The organism is Aliivibrio sp. 1S128, assembly GCF_001691065.1.
Classification (GTDB): domain Bacteria; phylum Pseudomonadota; class Gammaproteobacteria; order Enterobacterales; family Vibrionaceae; genus Aliivibrio.
Window position 1 is genome coordinate 29,677 of record NZ_MAJV01000121.1, and the last position, 18,990, is coordinate 48,666.

16 protein-coding genes are annotated in these 18,990 nt (G+C 37.1%); 11 read left to right on the forward strand and 5 right to left on the reverse strand.

Translation table 11 applies throughout. The features are described from left to right. Positions 1-13 precede the first annotated feature (13 nt). Positions 14-1,087 carry a mechanosensitive ion channel family protein gene (locus tag A6E03_RS16630; RefSeq protein ID WP_065601327.1) on the forward strand — a complete coding sequence of 358 codons (1,074 nt, stop codon included), beginning with the start codon at positions 14-16 and terminating at the stop codon, positions 1,085-1,087. A gap of 94 nt (positions 1,088-1,181) precedes the next feature. Here A6E03_RS16630 and A6E03_RS16635 read toward each other — a convergent pair whose 3' ends face one another. Together A6E03_RS16635 and A6E03_RS16640 are read right to left on the reverse strand one after the other, a co-directional pair. Further along, positions 1,182-2,546: a TrkH family potassium uptake protein gene (locus tag A6E03_RS16635; protein ID WP_065601328.1), complete on the reverse strand. Its 1,365-nt coding sequence runs from the start codon at positions 2,544-2,546 to the stop codon at positions 1,182-1,184. Then, the gene (locus A6E03_RS16640) at positions 2,543-3,205 is read right to left on the reverse strand and encodes a TrkA family potassium uptake protein (protein WP_060992348.1); all 663 of its coding nucleotides are present in this window, start codon (positions 3,203-3,205) and stop codon (positions 2,543-2,545) included. Before A6E03_RS16640 ends, A6E03_RS16635 begins: the two co-directional genes overlap by 4 nt. Positions 3,206-3,537: 332 nt before the next feature. On the opposite strand from A6E03_RS16640, the gene deoD reads away from it, so the two are divergent. The 5 genes from deoD to A6E03_RS16665 all read left to right on the forward strand — a co-directional run bounded on the left by deoD (position 3,538) and on the right by A6E03_RS16665 (position 9,924). After that, positions 3,538-4,248, forward strand: a complete 711-nt coding sequence (gene deoD / locus A6E03_RS16645; protein ID WP_065592547.1) for a purine-nucleoside phosphorylase — start codon at positions 3,538-3,540, stop codon at positions 4,246-4,248. A 54-nt stretch (positions 4,249-4,302) separates the two neighbouring features. After that, a complete protein-coding gene (locus A6E03_RS16650) occupies positions 4,303-5,772 on the forward strand; it encodes a lactate dehydrogenase (RefSeq protein ID WP_065592548.1) in 1,470 nt (489 codons plus the stop codon). An 8-nt stretch (positions 5,773-5,780) separates the two neighbouring features. Beyond that, on the forward strand, positions 5,781-6,758 hold the full coding sequence (locus tag A6E03_RS16655) for a sugar-binding transcriptional regulator (RefSeq protein WP_065592549.1): 978 nt from the start codon (positions 5,781-5,783) through the stop codon (positions 6,756-6,758). Positions 6,759-6,878: 120 nt separating this feature from the next. Further along, positions 6,879-8,348, forward strand: coding sequence for an ATP-dependent transcriptional regulator (locus tag A6E03_RS16660; RefSeq protein ID WP_065592550.1), 1,470 nt, complete (start codon positions 6,879-6,881; stop codon positions 8,346-8,348). Next, positions 8,341-9,924 carry a diguanylate cyclase domain-containing protein gene (locus tag A6E03_RS16665; protein WP_065592551.1) on the forward strand — a complete coding sequence of 528 codons (1,584 nt, stop codon included), beginning with the start codon at positions 8,341-8,343 and terminating at the stop codon, positions 9,922-9,924. The genes A6E03_RS16660 and A6E03_RS16665 overlap by 8 nt, the downstream gene beginning before the upstream one ends. Before the next feature lie 56 nt (positions 9,925-9,980). Here the strand turns inward: A6E03_RS16665 and A6E03_RS16670 are convergent, their stop codons facing one another. Both A6E03_RS16670 and A6E03_RS16675 read right to left on the reverse strand, forming a co-directional pair. Beyond that, positions 9,981-10,172 carry a hypothetical protein gene (locus A6E03_RS16670; protein ID WP_065592552.1) on the reverse strand — a complete coding sequence of 64 codons (192 nt, stop codon included), beginning with the start codon at positions 10,170-10,172 and terminating at the stop codon, positions 9,981-9,983. Positions 10,173-10,641: 469 nt separating this feature from the next. Next, a complete protein-coding gene (locus A6E03_RS16675) occupies positions 10,642-12,381 on the reverse strand; it encodes a bifunctional UDP-sugar hydrolase/5'-nucleotidase (RefSeq protein WP_065601329.1) in 1,740 nt (579 codons plus the stop codon). A 272-nt stretch (positions 12,382-12,653) separates the two neighbouring features. Here A6E03_RS16675 and A6E03_RS16680 point away from each other — a divergent pair, with 272 nt between their 5' ends. Beyond that, positions 12,654-14,288 (forward strand): ATP-dependent endonuclease, encoded by a 1,635-nt coding sequence (locus tag A6E03_RS16680; RefSeq protein ID WP_065601330.1) that lies wholly within the window; start codon positions 12,654-12,656, stop codon positions 14,286-14,288. Between the two features lie 79 nt (positions 14,289-14,367). On the opposite strand, the gene aroG is transcribed toward A6E03_RS16680, so the two are convergent. After that, the gene (aroG, locus tag A6E03_RS16685) at positions 14,368-15,420 is read right to left on the reverse strand and encodes a 3-deoxy-7-phosphoheptulonate synthase AroG (protein ID WP_065592555.1); all 1,053 of its coding nucleotides are present in this window, start codon (positions 15,418-15,420) and stop codon (positions 14,368-14,370) included. A gap of 253 nt (positions 15,421-15,673) precedes the next feature. Between aroG and A6E03_RS16690 the strand changes: the two genes are divergently transcribed. Genes A6E03_RS16690 through A6E03_RS16705 form a run of 4 tightly spaced genes read left to right on the forward strand, consistent with a single transcriptional unit; the run spans position 15,674 to position 18,925 of the window. Then, entirely contained in the window at positions 15,674-16,420 is a 747-nt protein-coding gene (locus A6E03_RS16690; protein ID WP_065601331.1) for an amino acid ABC transporter ATP-binding protein, read from the forward strand. A gap of 4 nt (positions 16,421-16,424) precedes the next feature. Next, a complete protein-coding gene (locus tag A6E03_RS16695) occupies positions 16,425-17,219 on the forward strand; it encodes an amino acid ABC transporter permease (RefSeq protein ID WP_065601332.1) in 795 nt (264 codons plus the stop codon). A gap of 15 nt (positions 17,220-17,234) precedes the next feature. Continuing rightward, on the forward strand, positions 17,235-18,044 hold the full coding sequence (locus tag A6E03_RS16700; RefSeq protein ID WP_065601333.1) for a transporter substrate-binding domain-containing protein: 810 nt from the start codon (positions 17,235-17,237) through the stop codon (positions 18,042-18,044). Between the two features lie 5 nt (positions 18,045-18,049). Beyond that, on the forward strand, positions 18,050-18,925 hold the full coding sequence (locus tag A6E03_RS16705; RefSeq protein ID WP_065592559.1) for an amino acid ABC transporter permease: 876 nt from the start codon (positions 18,050-18,052) through the stop codon (positions 18,923-18,925). The last annotated feature ends 65 nt before the right edge of the window (positions 18,926-18,990 follow it).

Here is an 18,990-nt window from a genome sequence, read left to right on the forward strand (position 1 = left end):
AAGAGAACTATCAATGACTCGTTTCCTTGATTGGTGGAATACCCTATTAGAATTTAAAGATCACGATTGGGCACAAAATATAATCGTGATCTCTTTATTCAGTGCTTTTCTTTGGTTATCTTGGCGTATTATTGTTCAACGCCTGCATCGTATCGCAGTTAAAACCAAACTCCCTTGGGATGACGCAGTCATTACAGCCATCTCCTCACCAATTACGCTCATTATTTGGTTATGGCCGGCAACTGCTTCATTGAAGATCCTTCTTACCGTCCATACGCGCTTCAGCATTACTTGGTTACCTGAATTACAAGTATTCATTCTAGTTTGGAGTTTTATTTGGTCTGCATTAAGACTAACCACGCTAGTAGAGAAGCAAGTTTTAACTAATCCTAAACATGATGAGACAACCGTACTTGCTCTAGGTAAAGTCAGCCGACTTATATTTATCTCATTAGGTCTTCTGTCTTTAATGCAAGGGATGGGGTTAAGCTTATCTGGCTTATTAACTTTTGGTGGCGTCGGCGGCTTAGTTGTTGGTTTAGCCGCAAAAGATTTATTGTCTAACTTCTTTGGTGGCATGATGATCTATTTTGATCGCCCCTTTAAAGTTGGTGATTGGATCCGATCTCCAGACCGTTCTTTAGAAGGCACAGTTGAACACATTGGTTGGCGCATGACGGTGATAAGAACCTTTGATAAACGCCCTCTTTATGTTCCTAATTCAGTATTTAGTAGCATCGTTGTAGAGAATCCATCAAGAATGCTAAACCGACGTATTAAAGAAGATATTGGCATTCGTTATAATGATCTTAAAAATATAGAACTTATTGTAACTGACATTAAAACAATGTTGATTGAACATAATGATATTGATTCAAACCAAACGTTAATTGTAAACTTTAATGGCTTTGGTCCTTCGTCATTAGATTTATTGGTGTATACCTTTACTAAAACCGTCAATTGGATTGAATATCATAAGGTAAAGCAAGATGTCTTAATTAAGATTGGAGATATCATTGCACGACACGATGCTGAAATCGCCTTCCCTACTCAATCCCTTAAAATTGAGCAATTACCCGTTGAGTAATCACGCCACTCACGGTTAATAACAAATAATCAAATATAAAAAAGGGCATCACATTATATGTATGCCCTTTGTCTATGAAAAACGCGATAGACAATCAACCGGTTAACACACTCTCTTCAGGGTATTTCACACAAGATTTCTCCGGTCTTGCTAACATATAAGCCAATGTGAGTGGACCAATACGACCAATGACCATCACAATAACCATAATAAACTTACCTGCCTCAGATAAATCCGCAGTTAAGCCCGCTGTTAACCCTACCGTAGCGAACGCTGAAATAACCTCAAACATAACTTTATCAAACCCTGCTTTCTCTGTGATCATTAAAGAAAACATTGCAATAGAAAGCAATACACCACTAACAACGATAATGGCTAATGATTTAGTTACAATCGGCCAACCAATCGTACGTTTAAACATGACTACGTTTTTCTTTTGACGCAAGAATGTCCATGTAGCTACTGCGGCAACGGTAATCGTTGATACTTTTAAGCCCCCACCCGTTGAAGTAGATCCGGCACCTATCAACATTAAAATAATCATGATAAATAATGCAGGCTGCGTGAACTGAGTTAAATCGACACTATTAAAACCCGCAGTTCGAGCACTTGCTGATTGAAAAAATGCCGCTAACCACTTATCTCCGGTCGATAAGGCTGCGAGTGTATTTGGGTTATTGTATTCAAGAACATAGAAAAATAATGTACCTATGACTAACAAGGTTGGTGTCGCTATGATCATTATTTTTGTATGCAGTTGCAAACGACTGAATCCCTTTGAACTGTTTTTTACTAAATCGACAATAACCGTAAAACCTAATCCTCCACCAATAAACAGCAAGGATAACGTCAAGATAACCAAAGGATCACCGACATAACTCATTAGACTGTCTGAAAATAATGAAAAACCCGCATTATTGAAGGCTGAAATAGAATGAAACGCCGCATAAAATAACCCTTTAGCGATACCAAGATCTGGAATCCAACGAAAAGATAAGATAATCATACCTATCAATTCAGCAACTAAAGCAAAACAAATAATGCTTTTAATTAATTTGCGTAAGTTTACTTTTTTCTCTTGTCCTAATGCTTCTTTCGCTAAGGCTTGCTGACGTAAGCTCAAGCGTAAACCAAATACATAAAGCAAGACTGCTGATAATGTCATCTGCCCTAAGCCACCAATTTGCATCAAGAACATTAAGACAATTTTACCACTTATCGTAAAGTGAGTACCTGTATCTACAACGCCTAGGCCAGTCACACTAATAGCAGAAGTTGCTGTAAATAGCGCATCCATAAAACTTAATCCTGACACTGAAAATACAGGCAAGGTCAGTAATACCGCAGATGGTAATAAAATAGCTAAAAATGAAAAAAGAATAATCTTTGGTTCAGACCATTCCTTTGCTTTTTGACTATTCTTTATTGGAAATAAACCGCGTTTAGGTAAATAACTCATAAGCTTCTAATTTTTTTAGCTAATTTATCTTCAGGGCCAACAATAATTAGAATGTCTCCTATCTCTAACACTTTACTGTGCTCTGGTGCACTCTCTATTTCAGGACCTCGTTTAAGGGCTAAAATCTTCACATCCGACATTTGGCAGAAATCTAGTTGATCGAGCGATTTCCCCATGTTCTTACCACCAACCACAATTTCAGTCATTGCAAGGCCGCTACCCAGTTGGTGAAATTCAAATACACGCTTATCCAACATTTTTCTTGCAACACGGATGCCCATGTCTCTTTCTGGCAAAATTATATGGTCTGCGCCAATTTTAGTTAAAATCTTAGCGTGAAATTTATCGTTCGCTTTTACCCATACCGTTTTAACACCGGCTTCTTTTAATACTAACGTCGTCAATATACTCGCGTTAATATCAGAACCAATGGCAACCATGACCATATCGTACTCATCAAGCTTTAATTCTGAGATGGTTTCTTCATTAGCGCAATTAGCCACGATTGCAGTAGAAACAAAGTCAGTGGCCTTTTTTACTCGCTCTTCATTTATATCAATAGCAAGCACTTGTGAACCATATTGATGCAACTCTTCACAAACGGTTAATCCAAAACGGCCTAAGCCTATTACTGCGTATTGTTTATTTTTTGCTTTCATCAAATTCACTCACTTATTTATTATGATAATAAATTACCTTTGGCATCATCCCCCTAGAAGGTAATAAGTTCAATCTAATTGAGAATTAAGGATAAGGAAACTAAACCTATGTATTAAAGCTAAGACCACTTACAAAAGGTTGCGATTGCCCAATCACTTTCAACAATTTTAGTTATCAATATTGAAAATAATGTAGTTCCAACAAGAAAATGTGACATTAATCTCATGACACCTTAAAATATAGGCTTAAAATAGCTACATATCGAACAAAACCGTTCAACAATTTTAGTTATACTGAATTTAATTTCAACTTTTAGACTGGAGACCTTATTATGGCTACCCCACACATTAATGCACAAGTTGGTGATTTCGCAGAAACAGTTTTAATGCCTGGAGACCCATTACGCGCAAAATTCATTGCTGAAAACTTCTTAGAAGACGTTACGCAAGTATGTGATGTTCGTAATATGTTTGGTTACACTGGTACTTACAAAGGAAAAAAAGTGTCGGTAATGGGTCACGGCATGGGGATTCCATCTTGTTGTATCTATGTTCATGAGCTAATCGCAGAATTCGGCGTGAAAAACGTAATTCGTGTTGGTAGCTGTGGCGCAGTGCATGATGACGTTAAATTAATGGACGTCGTTATTGGTATGGGTGCATCGACTGATTCAAAAGTAAACCGTATTCGTTTCAACAACCACGACTTCGCAGCTATCGCTGATTTCGGTTTGTTAGAAACGGCTGTTGCTCAAGCACGTGAGTTAAACGTACCTGTAAAAGTAGGTAATGTATTCTCTGCTGACCTTTTCTACTCTCCAGAAGCTGATCTGTTCGACAAAATGGAAAAATTAGGCATTCTTGGTGTTGATATGGAAGCCGCAGGGATTTATGGTGTAGCCGCTGATTTAGGCGCAAAAGCCCTAACAATTCTAACGGTTTCAGACCATATTAAACGTGGTGAAAAACTAAGCTCTGAAGATCGTCAAAAATCATTCAATGACATGATGACGGTTGCATTAGAAACAGCGATTAAATTGTAATCATGTTTGCGCCAGTATATAAAACTGGCGCTTAAAATCTATAAGGGGTGTCTAGTGCCGACCGAAAAACTGCCGTTGGCTGCTAAAGGGTTACAACTCAATTTTTGTAAAACATTGGCGTGTGACAATTTTGGTAATAGCGATGAACAACATTATTTAGTTCAACGTACTAACCCTAAGCGACCTGCATTAGTTTGCCGGAAATGTGGCGCTTTTCCTCCCTTAATCAATAATAATGAAGTATTGAATGAACTGGCACGTCAGCGTACTGTGCAGTCTCACTCGTTACCTTCTTGTAATAACCCTGCCTGCGACCATCTTGGTCTTGATGTATTAACTCATCGCGAACTTTACCATGCGTTTGGTTACAGTGGTGACCGTCAACGTTATCGTTGTAAGTCTTGTGCATCAACCTTTGTTGACAAGTGGTCAGGAGAGAATCAAAAAAGTCTCATCCAACAAAAGATTTTAGGTTTTTTATTTACGGGTTATTCGGTACGTGAAATTTGCCGACGATTACATATAAATCCTAAGACCTTTTACGATCATATAAATCAAATCGCTAATCGTTGTCGCCGTCATATGTCTTTGTTTGACACAAGATTGCAGCACGACAGAACAGAAATACAACTGGCGTCCAATGCCACCCCATTACAACCGTTAAGTAATAACGGTGTTTTTTGGTATACGACAGTGGAAATGAATTCGGGTTATGTTATCGCTCAGCATATTAATTATTCTGAATGCGATAATCCAGGCACTCAATCGGATCACGACCCTTTTAATGATGAAGCTCAATTCTTACCTAATACCTTCATTGGTGAGGCTAACTCACAGCCAACACTCGCTTCAAATTCAATCTTTAAACGAGTAGATAATAAGTATCAAGAAATTTTAGCCAGAGCAAATGTAGAAGATCCTCTTGGCAATTATGTTTCTTTAAATTACCCATCAAAAGGAGCGATAATTCGACCTCCTTATACTTCATACGCTCATTTTTTAGAAATACAGCAAGCATTCTCACATTGTGATTCTATTGAAATTTATATGCCACAAGAACCCATGCTGCGCTCTGCAGCAATGTCTGTCTTTTTAAAACGCATTCAAGAAAATAGCATTGACTTATTATACGTAACTCAAGATAGCGCATTTCCTCTTGAAGAGAGTGGAAAGAAAATTGATATCCATTTAGTTGGTTGGTGGCGTGATCGTTGGGCATTTACTGAAGTTAACGAACAACATAAAGGGATCTGCCATCTTAATGGGGCTGAGAACAATGAGGTTTATTGGTTAAAACGTGCTTCTGCAACAACAGCAAAAGACTATCAAGACCGCTTCTATACCCAATTTACGAGTTTAGTTGATGAGCCTAGACGAAAATTACGTCCAGCGAGTTTACTTCCACTACTCGATATATTCAGATCATGGCATAATCTATGCCATCAAGATAAATTTGGCATCACGCCAGCACAAAAATTAGGGTTGATTTCTAAACCAATCACTCTTGCAGAATTATTAAGTTAGGACAAGCTATGACCCTATTGCCTTCTCAAGATCAAACCGAAAATACAGATATGCTCACTGAAATAGCGATCCTTTATTATCAAGAAGGAGCGACTCAGGAAGAGATATCAAAGAAATTTGGTTTATCTCGTGCCAAAGTCGGTCGTATGTTAAGAAAAGCACGAGAAGAAGGCATTGTAGAAATAACAGTAAAATTCCATCCCGTTTACAGTGCTCAACTAGAGCAAAAACTGGTTGAGAAGTTTAATTTAAAACGAGCTCTTATTACCTTAGATCAACCCAATACTAACGAACAACGTAAACAAGTTGCCGCATTAGTCAGTTCTTATTTAAACAATAACTTACAAGACGACATGGCGGTCGCTGTAGGTCAGGGACAAAATGTGGCTGCGGTTGCAGACCATGCAGGTATTGTCTCTCACCGTAATGCTCGTTTTGTTTCTGCTATTGGTGGAACTCACCGCAGCGGTGACATTATTAATGCTGATCACATTTGTCGTAGATTAGCAAAAAAATACGGTGGCAGCAGTGAAACCTTATATGCTCCTGCTTATGTTAATGACCCAAGTTTACGCTCTGCTTTTATGGAACATAGCACAATAAAAGAAACCTTAAACCAAGCTCGTAAAGCGGAATTTGCACTCGTTGGAATTGGTGATATGGATGAAAACAGCCATATGGTTAAGCTGGGATTTTTTACACCAAAAGAATTTGTTGAAGCTCGCTTAAATGATGGCATTGTGGGTGATATTGGTGGTTTTGATTTCTTTAAGTTAGACGGAACAAACGCAGATACGCTGATGCGTGGCCGAGTTATTGGGCTTGAAATGGAAGACCTACGCCAAATATCTAATGTTATTGCAATGGCAAGTGAGAGTCGTAAGGCACTCTCTATTATGGGGGCATTACGAACAGGGGTTATCGATGTGCTTGCTACCAGCGTAAGTTGTGCAATGGCGTTACTTAACCTCGCTGAAAACGAATAGTCCCTCTTTTAATATTTATCGGCACTTCTCTTATTAACTAGATCGCACATCTAGAAAATAGTTCGTGACATCAATAGATTAGCCATATTATATTGATGTCACTAACAAGGAAGAGTCATAGTGAAACAATCGAAAGATCAAATCATCTCCCAACTCAAAGCATTAGAGTTAATCATTGAAGTTGATACAGAAAAAGTAAAACAAGATGCCGAGCAATTTTTATTGCTTTCAGAAAAAATTCATTTCAAAGATGGTATTGCCTACTCAAAACTCATTATCTCAACAGCACATTGGCATTTAATGCAATACCATGCTGGCTTTAAAATAGCCAAAGAGTTATTGCATCTCCATCAAGAGCTTGAAAATGACGATTTACTCCCTACAATTTTACACACGCTAGCTCTTCATTCATGGGGACAGGCAAAGCTATTTTCAGCTCAGCAATTTTGGATAAGAGCATTAGAGCAGGCTTCTCTATTAGGTGATAACGAGATTGAAATTGAATCTCTTATTGGTCTTGGTAACATCTGGCGAATGACGAATCGTCTTTCAGAAGCCAATTCAACTCATTCAATAGCAGCACAAAGAGCTAACTATTATCGGATCTCTCACTTAGAAGCGAAAGCATACATTTTACAAGCATGGGATAATTATTTATTACATGATTTTCAAGCAATGCTACCTATACTATTGAAAGCAGAACAGTTACTTACTCATAATACAAACCTGACTTGGAAAGCTGAAATTTATGATTTTAGAGGGCTAGCCTTTCTTGGCTTAAACGATTTAAACTCAGCCCTACAATGTTGCAGTTTTGCTCATCAAATTGCACTGCAACATAATCTTATTTGGATGAAGGCCCATTCGGCAATTAGCTTAGCCCGAATTTCTTCTGCGCAATCGCATTTTGATAATGCTTATGATTTATTAACAGACGCTGAAGTCATCGCTCAACAATTTGATAACGGTGAACTTCGATCTCAAATATGCCTTGAGCAATCACGAATTGCTGAGCTAACAAAAGATTATGAACACGCGTTATATTCCTATAAGCGTTATCGTCAATACGAAATAATGTTACTTCAAGAGCAATCAAATTGCTTAGGTCGCGACAAAACAAGCAGCTCTAAAGAACAATTAGATTTGCGTGCCCAAAAATTAATCAACCGTATCGAAATTCAATTAGAGTTTAACAGCATATCTTCGCTGACCTATTTACTGCCTTTAGATAAATGGACCCAAAATATTCAATCTATATTGTCTAACTCTCTAAACAGTGATTATCACTTGATAACGATAATGGATCCTTCTGAAGACAAAATAAACAATCTTCTTCTACTCGGTCATCATTACTGCAAGCACGGCGATAGTATTACTCGTTTAAGTAATACAGAAATCGTTCTATTAATTAATGAAAACGAGCAAAGAACAAAAGACATTTCACACTCTTTATCTGCTTTATTTACTTCTTATCCATGGTATCGATATTCATTAAATGCATCAGTACCAACAATCCGTAATTTTAGTTTGCATGACATATCAACCCACCCTATTTTATCTCACATGCATATAGAGACCCCTTATGGATAACCTTTTAGCTCGCATAGCGGAAGAAAATATCAATCTGATAGAGTTAAATCCTCAACAGTCTTTAACCGTTTGGTGTTTCGTAGCTGAACATTTTGCTCAATCAGACACAGAGAAAGCCTATGCTCTTTTGATGTGTTCTGAATTTGAAGTGCAATCTAATCAAATAAAAAACAGTATCTTGCACTTACAACGAGCTTTGTTACTTTTATCTTTACCGCAAGATTTTGAGTTAATGTTAAAGATATACTCGGCACTTAGCTATCGATACACCGACATCGGAGAATATCAGAAGGCTTTTGAGCATTTATATTCTTTATCCAAATTAGCCGTTGAATATGGCGATAATGAATTTTATATTCAGTCCATTTTAGGTCTCGGTAATTTATGTTCTATTTATGGCGACCATCTCAAAGCCTTACGTTACTACCAAAAATTAGACGCGCTTAGTTCAAGTATTAAAAGCAATAACCTATCTTTACGTTATAGACTCTATACCGTTGCATGCCTATTAGATTTAAACCGTTTATCAAAAGCTAAAGAGATATTAGCAGAGTGCCAACTCATTCAATCTGTTTCAGATGATTGGCAACTTATCGCTCAAGTTAAGCTGTATTCAGCAAAACTATTAAGATTAAAAAAATCACCACAAAGCGCTTTAAATCAATTGGTTACATTTCGCAGAGAGCAATCCAACATCCATAATTATCCGTGGTTAAATAAGCTATTTTCAATTGAAACTGCGTATTGCTTAATACAACTGCAACGGGGTGAATTGGCTGATGTTATAATTTCACATCAATTAAAAATCACCCAAAAATATTCACAAGGTTATTATATTCGTCAATTACTTGATGTGAAAAGTGATGCTCTGGCTAGTTGTAACAATTTCTCGGAGGCATTACATTGCGAAAAAGAAGCACACACACTGACTGTAAATATAATAAGAAACTTTCCTATTAACGAGCTAGGTAGCCAGTCATTAAGGCGTTTAACTCGTTTAGAGTTGCAGTTACGTTTAAATATTTCTGAATCTGAAAATATCAAATTAAAAAAAGTATCTGACCAGCAAAAAGACACTGTAGCTAAGCTACAACAAGATGTCTTTCATGATAGCCTTACAAAACTATTTAATCGTCGCTGGTTTGAAACGACCTTCATTAAAGAAATAAAACCATTTCTTAAAAAATATCAATTATTAGTGATTGATATTGATGATTTCAAATCAATAAATGATGAATATTCACACTTAACGGGAGATGTGGTTTTAAAAATAGTTGGTCAAATTTTAAAAGAGAGTATAGACCCGTCACACTATATAGCTCGTTATGGTGGTGAAGAATTTATCATTATTATCGACTCTAATAATGACGAAAATGGCAAAGAAATTGCTGAATTCTGTCGAGTTGCCATTGCCGATTATAATTGGAAAAATACGCTGAATGACCGAATGTTAACAATAAGCATCGGCCTAACGAAAAGCATAAAAAATGAAGATTACAAAGCGACATTCTTGCGAGCTGATAAAGCACTATATCAAGCAAAACGCTCAGGAAAAAATAAAGTGTGTATTTACTAAAATGTCGTAATCATAAAAAAAGCCAGCATAAATGCTGGCTTTTACTTTATAAACACTTAACGATATAGACCTAGATCTTTTTGTAAATGTTCTGATAATTCTGAAGAGTAATATGTCGAATTTACTTGGCCTTTACCAAATAAAACATCAACAAAATGAGCAATCAATCCTTTGATAGTTACTGAATAGGCCTTCTTTTCCAAAGAAGAAGTAGCGATGTTATTAACGTTCATTGCTGCTTGTGCCATGATTGCCTCACTTAAAAAGTCATTTAATGTTTGATGCCGAGATAATAAAACTAAATTTACGGCTCAAAAAATGACTTTTTCTCCAAACTAACATTAGTTTTTCTAATGCTAATGCTTCGCTTTACTTTAAGCAAATTAAATAACTATCTATTCATATAGCGCTACACGAGGTGAATAAAAAACCAAAATAACATATATTTAACACTAGAGATCTGCATATAACTTTTTAATATAACCCACTAACAAAAAAGTAAGATAAGTTTTACTATTGCTATATTCAGCATAATATAACAAGCTCTCTAACTAATCAGAGAGCTTTTTGTTATCCAGAAAACTGAACAAAATATGCAATAACAGCCCAAGCAAAAAACCAAATCACGACTAAAAGTCGATCAGACCAATCACTACTCATAACTAACCTATTAACTTAATTAACAATCCATACAAGATTTAGCAAATTTTATGCCAACTAGAAGATCACCGCTTCATTTCGCTTATATTTATTCAAGCACTCTGTTGGTTTGGCTAAATTAGGATAATGCGTTAAATAATCAATAAAGCAATCTGCCATCGAAAAAGGGGTCGTTATCAGCATCTCTTCACGATGAGTTAAAGGGGCATACCCTTCCTTTCCTTTAATGGTATAGGCTGTTGACGTTCCATAATATATTTGTTCATCAATGACAGGTAGCCACCCCATTATCGAGCTATAAATACTAAGTTCTGTGATACGTTGACCACTTGGTTTCGAAGCTTCATAACAATAACGCAGTTGAGATACGTAGGGAAAACTGCCTGAGCCACTGCCAATGACCCCATTATCTGTTGCGTTATCAATCGCCCCTTCTATCGCCGCCTTTAAATATTTTCCTTTAAGGCTATAAATGACTATTGGGATCGCGAATGGCAATACTTTTCCGGCAATGTCTGCATAGGTAATGTCGCCTTGATTAAGCCCGGATCTTACTCCTCCGGCATTATGCATAGCAAATTGAACTCGATTATCAATTTGATGCGCTTTGGAGTAAAAAGACTCTACAACCCAAGGTGCTATATCACTTTGTCCTTTTTCATCTGGGATCCTACGGTGAGATAAATCTTCAATACTGTAGCCAATCACTTGCTGAGATAAACGCTCTACTTCTTTTCTGTATTTAGTAATAAGTAACGTTTCTATCTTCGGATCTTTTTGACAGAAAACCGCATATTCAAAAGAGTTAAGTTTATCAATAACTTTAGATAATTCAGGTTCTTCAACCAATTGAGAACAGGCCTTATCTTTATAGGCTAGATCATCTAGCAGAAGAATATTTTTCCCGTTAAAAGAAATCAGCTGCCCATCATCTGTATAGTCTAAATCACAATATCCTAGAGCTAATGCATGGCACCCAGCTTGAACAATATAGGTATCATTAATGTTTTCACCGTAGTTATCCCGCTCTTCTAAACCTATCTCCGTAAAATCTCCTTGAAGAACATGACTATGGCCACCTATGATAAGATCAATTCCATCAACCGACATTGCTAATTTTTTATCCGACTCATAACCTAGGTGGCTGATAACAATAGCATTATTTATACCTTTCCCGGCTAGATATGCCATTGTATTTTTTGCTGTTTCTACTGCGTTCATAAATGGAGTATCTGGATCTGGGCTTGCAAGCACTTCCATTTGATCAATCGTTAAGCCAAAAATAGCGACATCCACAGAACCAATTTTTTTAATCATGTAATTAGCGATTCGTAACTCTGCATCAAAATCTAAAATCCGTTCTTGGTGTTTTAAGCCATGACCTTTAGATTCTTCTTCTTGGCTTAGATCCCAGTTTCCCATTAAAATAGGAAATTGTGTATTTGCAATAAAGTCACTGACCAAATCATTGCCTAAGTCAAATTCGTGATTACCTAGTACCATACCATCGAGAGGAAGTTGGTTAAGCAAATCAGCATTAGCTTTTCCCTTATACAAGGAGAAATATAAGGTTCCTTGAAAACAGTCTCCAGCATGGAATAACGCAACCTCACCTTCTTGCTGTTTTTGTTCTTCTGAAAGAAGTGTAATTTGATGAGATAAACGAGAAAAACCACCACATTTGATATAAAATTTATCTAAACCATCACTGTTCAATGCTATTACTGATTCATCAAAATAAGAATGGGTGTCATTGATATGCATTACTCTCAATCTATTGCTCTTTTGGTTTTTCATTGTCTCTTTCCTTCCTAGAGCAAACAAATATAACGTTGAAAACGATACCAGTAAACTACAACTAAAACCACATCAAACAAGTTATTAAACGGTACCTAAAACGAATTCATTATCAGTTAACTCATTAATAGGGTTCGATTTTACGAAGTATTTACATTTCAAACGACATGTCTTAATAAGAGAATCATTGATAAATGTGACTCCTACAATGCTTTACTTAATTTAGTTGCTATATAGTTATTTATAATAAGTGTCTCTAATGAGGAAGTATTATGCTCTTAGAACGAATAGAAGTGTCAGGATTTAGAGGTATTAAGCGCTTATCCCTTTCTTTTGAACAATTAACAACGTTAATTGGTGAAAATACGTGGGGTAAGTCATCATTGCTTGATGCTTTATCAATTGCGCTCCCTGTTTCTGGTGAGCTTCATCAATTTACTCTAAAAGACTTCCACCAAGATCACTCTATTTCTTATACTCAAGACCAACATATTCAAATCATCATTAGCTGGAAAACCACTGAAAAAAATGAACACAAGGCTGGTCGTTATAGAAAACTATCAAGCTTATGGCAAAGCTCTGCCGATGATGACTATCAACGAATTTATTATCGTATTAGTGCAACAAATAATGAGGGAAAAATAACGTCATCTAGTTCATTCTTAAGCAGTGATGGAGAGATTCTCCGTTATCATAAAATTGAATATCTCATCACTGAATTAATGCGACTCCATCCAGTAATTCGGATTAGAGATTCTCGACGTCTTAACTTCGAGGAAATGATTGAATCACTTCCGAATGATAGAGTTGAGAGACGAATAAATAACACCTGTCGCCGTTTAATGACAGCGCCAGGGCAAGTAAATAGTGGTGAAATAAAAAGTGCTCTCCATTCAATGCAATCATTGGTCGAGCATTACTTTGCTTTTAAACATCATAAAAGAAATACCACTCATAGAATTCATGATGACCTCTTTTTTGGTCAGAAAACCGATGGCGTCTCTTTATCCCAATTTATTAACCAAAATAAAAACAAACAAACCAAACTACTTTTGCTTGGGTTATTAAATACCTATTTAAGAGCAAAAGGGCCAAATACATTAAAAAAATCCGCTAGACCATTAATGATCATTGAAGATCCTGAAGGCCGTTTACACCCAACACAATTGATTCAAGCATGGTCTTTACTCAACCATATACCGATGCAAAAAATACTCACCACAAATAGCAGTGAATTACTGAGTGCCGTTCCATTGTGTTCTATACGCCGTCTAGTAAGAGAATCTGATTCGACGTCTTGTTATTCAGTCTCACCAACCAGTTTATCTCGAGATGACTTACGTAGAATTACATTTCACATTCGCTTTCAAAGAACCAATGCTTTATTTGCACGTTGTTGGTTACTTGTTGAGGGAGAAACTGAGGTGTGGTTATTTAATGAAATGGCGCGAATGCTTGGTTATAACCTTGCTGCAGAAGGCGTACAAATCATTGAATTTGCTCAATCGGGTTTAAAATCACTAATCAAAATAGCCAAGGCTCTCCATATTGAATGGCATGTCGTCACAGATGGCGATCCTGCAGGTAAAAAATACGCATTTATAGTAAAAAATCAGCTCGATAATGAACATGAACGTCATAGACTAACGGAATTGCCTCATAAAGATATTGAACATTACCTTTATCATAATGGATTTGAGGCGTTATTTAGATCCCTAACTAACATAACAAAAGATCAACCCGTACCACCAAAAAAAATCATTATGAAAGCACTAAAGAAATTCGCTAAACCCGATCTAGCGTTAGCGATAGTGCAACACAGCGAAGAATTAGGGCCTGAAAGCATCCCTGTTCTATTACGTTGGACACTAAAACGAACGGTTACGATGGCAAAAGGACAAGGATAACCACTCTACAATAGGATAAAAGAAAAACGCCAGTCACATTACGTCACTGGCGTTTTTTGTTAATAGCACGTTGGTATTATTATTTATTTCGACGAGCGCTTACTGCGTCTGCTAGCTGACGAAGTACTTTTTCAGTATCATCCCAACCAATACACGCATCTGTAATTGATTGGCCGTAAGTTTCAGCTTTGCCATTAACAAGATCTTGGCGACCTTCAACTAGGTGGCTCTCAATCATCACACCAAATACAGCATCTTCACCGCCCGAAATTTGACCACATACGTCATCAGAAACAATTACCTGACGTTTAAAGTCTTTTGAGCTATTTGCGTGACTAAAATCAATCATCACTTTCTCTGGTAATCCAGAAGCGGCAAGTTGCTCTTTCACTGGTTTAACATGTTCTGCACTGTAGTTTGGCTCTTTACCACCACGAAGGATGATATGACAATCAGGGTTACCTGCCGTTTCAATAATTGCAGAGTGACCGTATTTAGTCACAGATAAGAAATGGTGCGAAGAACCTGCTGAACGAATCGCGTCCGTTGCAATCTTAATATTACCATCTGTTCCGTTCTTAAATCCTACAGGACAAGATAAACCTGAAGATAATTCACGGTGAACTTGTGATTCTGTAGTACGAGCGCCAATCGCACCCCAGCTGATTAGATCGCCCATGTATTGGGGTGTGATCATATCTAAGAATTCACCAGCCGTTGGTAGACCCATATCTGTCAGATCAAGAAGCAATTTACGGCCCATACGCAAGCCATCATTTAATTTAAATGAATCGTCCATATACGGGTCATTAATCAAACCTTTCCAACCAACCGTTGTGCGTGGTTTTTCAAAATATACACGCATAACAACTTCAAGACGATCACCTAACTCATTACGTAATGTATTAAGTTTTGTACCATACTCTAATGCTGCTTTAGTGTCATGAATTGAACATGGACCAATGATAACAAGAAGACGATCATCATCACCTTGTAAAATATTATGGATAGCTTGACGAGATTGAAATACGGTTTTTGCCGCAACCTCAGTAGCTGGAAATTTTTCTAAAACAGCGACAGGCGGTAATAGTTCTTTTACTTTGTTAATTCGTACATCATCAGTTTGATACATCTTTATGCTTCCATCTATTTATGCAACATATACTCTATATATTGCATGTTTATTCTCCATACTGTTAACGTAACGTGTCTTGTGATGTTGTGCAACGGTTAATTTAATATAAATATCTATCTCACCCCTTATTTGACTTTAACCACACATAAGCACAAATTTAGCTTAAAAATAAACCAACTCATTAATAATCACTTTTCTAGCTTTATGAATATGTTACAGTAAGTTTAGTAACTAAGTACGAGGATGTATTGTGACTAATAATAATACTAAAAAAACCAATATCATTAGTTTTGAAAAAGTGGATAAATATTACGGCCAATTTCATGCCTTAAAAAACATTAACCTCTCTATCTCAGAAGGAGAAAAGGTGGTTATTTGTGGTCCATCAGGCTCTGGAAAATCAACATTAATTCGCTGTATTAACACACTAGAATCAACCCAAAACGGGACTCTTACTCTTTTTAATCAACCTCTCTCTTCTAAACAATTAATGAAGGGACAAGTAGGTATGGTTTTTCAACACTTCAATTTATTTCCGCATCTCACGGTATTAGAAAATCTAACCCTTGCTCCGATGAAAACCTTAAAACTGTCAAAAAAAGAAGCACACCAACGTGCGTTAACTTATTTACACCGAGTAAACATTGCTGAGCAAGCAGATAAGTACCCATCTCAACTTTCTGGTGGACAACAGCAGCGTGTTGCTATTGCTCGCTCACTTTGTATGGAACCTCAGGTTTTGCTTTTTGATGAGCCGACATCCGCACTTGACCCTGAAATGATCAGTGAAGTGTTAGATGTTATGTCAGACCTTGCTAAAGATGGAATGACAATGGTATGCGTAACTCATGAGATGGGCTTTGCTAAAAAAGTGGCTGATCGAGTCGTATTTATGGATGAAGGAGAAATCGTTGAAATTGCAAAACCTCAACAATTCTTTGAAAACCCACAACATCAACGAACTCAACATTTTTTAAATCAAATTTTAAGCTATTAATATTATGCGCCGTTTGATAACTGTTTTATCCCCTATTTTTTCAGCACTACTGCAAATTACTTTATTGGGCATTGCTCTTTATTGGATATTAGACAGCGGTGCACAAGCCATGAACTATCAATGGCAATGGGATCGCGTTCCTGATTATCTATTTTTCTATGAAGATGGAGAGTGGTTCCCTGCCGAACTTATCGAAGGGTTATTAGTCACTCTCAATATCTCAGCGATTAGTGCCATTGCAACTCTTTTCATTGCTCTCATTACCGCACTACTGCGCTTATCCGATTCTATCGTGGGCCGCAGCATCGCTACGTTTTACATTGAATTAATTAGAAATACGCCGCTATTAGTGCAAATTTATCTTTTGTACTTTGTATTCGGCCCATTTTTAGGGCTAGATAGAACGACAACGGCAATTCTTGCTTTGGCTTTATTTCAAGGTGCCTATACCGCTGAAATATTACGTTCCGGTCTAGTAAACCTCCCAAAAGGGCAACTAGAGGCCTGCAACACTTTAGGTTTATCGCCATTCAATAGCTATCGATATGTGGTATTGCCTCAAGTGATCCGAAATACACTTCCATCTTTAACTAACGAATTAGTTTCTTTAGTAAAAAACTCTTCTATAGTCAGTGTGATGGCTATTTTTGATTTAACCACTGAGGGACGAAATATTGTCTCAGATACAGCGATGCCATTTGAAATTTGGTTTAGTGTCGCGGCTATCTATTTAGTTATCACATTAACACTTTCTGGGCTATCAGCCTGGTTAGAACATCGAATGCATAATGCACATTAAGGGAGAAACATACGCATGAAGCAATTACTACTGTCATTTCTTAGCTTGAGCCTGCTGTTTAGTAGCTCAGTATTTTCGACTACCTCATCAGATAGCACGTCAAATGTTGATAAAATCAAAGACAGAGGTACGCTTAAAGTCGGCTTAAGTACTTTCGTACCTTGGGCAATGAGAGACAAACAAGGGGAACTTATTGGCTTTGAAGTAGATGTAGCCAAGCGTTTAGCAAAAGATTCTGGTTTAAAAATTGAATTTATTCCAACCGCTTGGGATGGCATTATTCCGTCTCTTATTTCAGGAAAATTTGATGTCATCATCGGTGGTTTAACGATTACTGATGAACGTTCTAAAAGTGTTTTATTTACTATTCCTTATTCTCATTCTGGCGTTCAAGTTGCTGCAAATAAAAAAATGACGGAAGGCTTTACGCGTGAGCAATTCAACTCTCGTCGTGTGAAATTTGCTGCACGCCGTGGTTCTATTACTGTAGCGGCAATTAAAGAACACTTCCCAAAAGCAAAGGTTCTTCAGTTTGATGACGATGCACAAGCATTCCAAGAAGTATTAAACGGCAATGCTCATGCGGTTGCCGCTTCTACTCCAAAACCAGAGTTCGATACCATCAAATACTCGGATATCTTATACCTTCCTTTCAAAGAACGTTTGTCTCAAGGAAATGAAGCCTTTGCTGTTCGTTTAGGCGAAGACGATAAGAAAGCCTATTTTGACGAATGGATTGAAGCTCGTACTGCCGATGGTTGGTTACAAGACCGCTATGATTATTGGTTTACTAGCCTAGATTGGCAATCACAAACAGCGAACTAAACATAATGCAGCAAAGAGTATTTTTAAAACTAAATCGATTAGATTTAATATTGCTGGCGATTATCGTCAGTTTTATTACTTGGTTATGTGTGAAAGAGAGCGGTAGCCTTGCTTATCATTGGCAATGGTCTCGCGCTCTTGATCTTCTTTTTACACGTAAAGCCGACGGTTCCCTGCCCTATTTTTTCGATGGTATATTCTCAACACTACGTCTAACGTTTTGGGGAATGCTCTTTGCTTTGGTGTTCGGTATTCTACTGGGCTTAGGTCGCCGTTCACCTCTTGCTATCTTTAGAGCGATATCAAACAGTTATATTCAGCTTATTCGTAATATTCCACCGTTAGTGTTTATTTTTATCTTTTACTTCTTCATTGCCAATCAACTCGTTCCCCTATTTGGTCTTGAGTCATTGCTTCGAGACCACAATGGCGATATTAATGCAGTGCAATACTTTCTATTTGGTTCTGCCAATTTATGGGAAAATTTAATTGCAGGGGTACTTTGCATAGGAATGATTTCTGCGGCCTATATAGGTGAAGTGGTGCGTTCTGGCCTTGATACTATTCCACAAGGGCAACATGAAGCAGCAAGAAGCTTAGGGCTATCTACTTGGGACCGCTACCGTTATATCATTGCTCCTCAAGTGTTTAAAATAATTATTCCTTCTTTGGCTGGTCAATGTATTTCTTTAGTTAAAGATTCGTCAATTATCTCTTTAATATCAATACAAGAACTCACCTTTGTTGGTACCGAGATTGCAAACTCTAGCGGAATGATATTTGAAATTTGGATTATTGTGGCACTCTGCTATTTTATTCTTTGCTTTAGTCTATCTCGCCTTTTTGCATATTGGGAAAAAGATAAAACATCAATATCATAGCCTTACTCTATGTCATGACACCATTCATACACAATAAAAAAGCTCAGAATCACTTCTGAGCTTTT

Coding starts and splice junctions, on each gene's coding strand:
- A6E03_RS16630 (WP_065601327.1), top strand. CDS start 14: ATGACTCGTTTCCTTGATTGGTGGAATACCCTATTAGAATTTAAAGAT.
- A6E03_RS16635 (WP_065601328.1), bottom strand. CDS start 2,546: ATGAGTTATTTACCTAAACGCGGTTTATTTCCAATAAAGAATAGTCAA.
- A6E03_RS16640 (WP_060992348.1), bottom strand. CDS start 3,205: ATGAAAGCAAAAAATAAACAATACGCAGTAATAGGCTTAGGCCGTTTT.
- deoD (WP_065592547.1), top strand. CDS start 3,538: ATGGCTACCCCACACATTAATGCACAAGTTGGTGATTTCGCAGAAACA.
- A6E03_RS16655 (WP_065592549.1), top strand. CDS start 5,781: ATGACCCTATTGCCTTCTCAAGATCAAACCGAAAATACAGATATGCTC.
- A6E03_RS16665 (WP_065592551.1), top strand. CDS start 8,341: ATGGATAACCTTTTAGCTCGCATAGCGGAAGAAAATATCAATCTGATA.
- A6E03_RS16670 (WP_065592552.1), bottom strand. CDS start 10,172: ATGGCACAAGCAGCAATGAACGTTAATAACATCGCTACTTCTTCTTTG.
- A6E03_RS16675 (WP_065601329.1), bottom strand. CDS start 12,381: ATGAAAAACCAAAAGAGCAATAGATTGAGAGTAATGCATATCAATGAC.
- A6E03_RS16680 (WP_065601330.1), top strand. CDS start 12,654: ATGCTCTTAGAACGAATAGAAGTGTCAGGATTTAGAGGTATTAAGCGC.
- aroG (WP_065592555.1), bottom strand. CDS start 15,420: ATGTATCAAACTGATGATGTACGAATTAACAAAGTAAAAGAACTATTA.
- A6E03_RS16695 (WP_065601332.1), top strand. CDS start 16,425: ATGCGCCGTTTGATAACTGTTTTATCCCCTATTTTTTCAGCACTACTG.
- A6E03_RS16700 (WP_065601333.1), top strand. CDS start 17,235: ATGAAGCAATTACTACTGTCATTTCTTAGCTTGAGCCTGCTGTTTAGT.
- A6E03_RS16705 (WP_065592559.1), top strand. CDS start 18,050: ATGCAGCAAAGAGTATTTTTAAAACTAAATCGATTAGATTTAATATTG.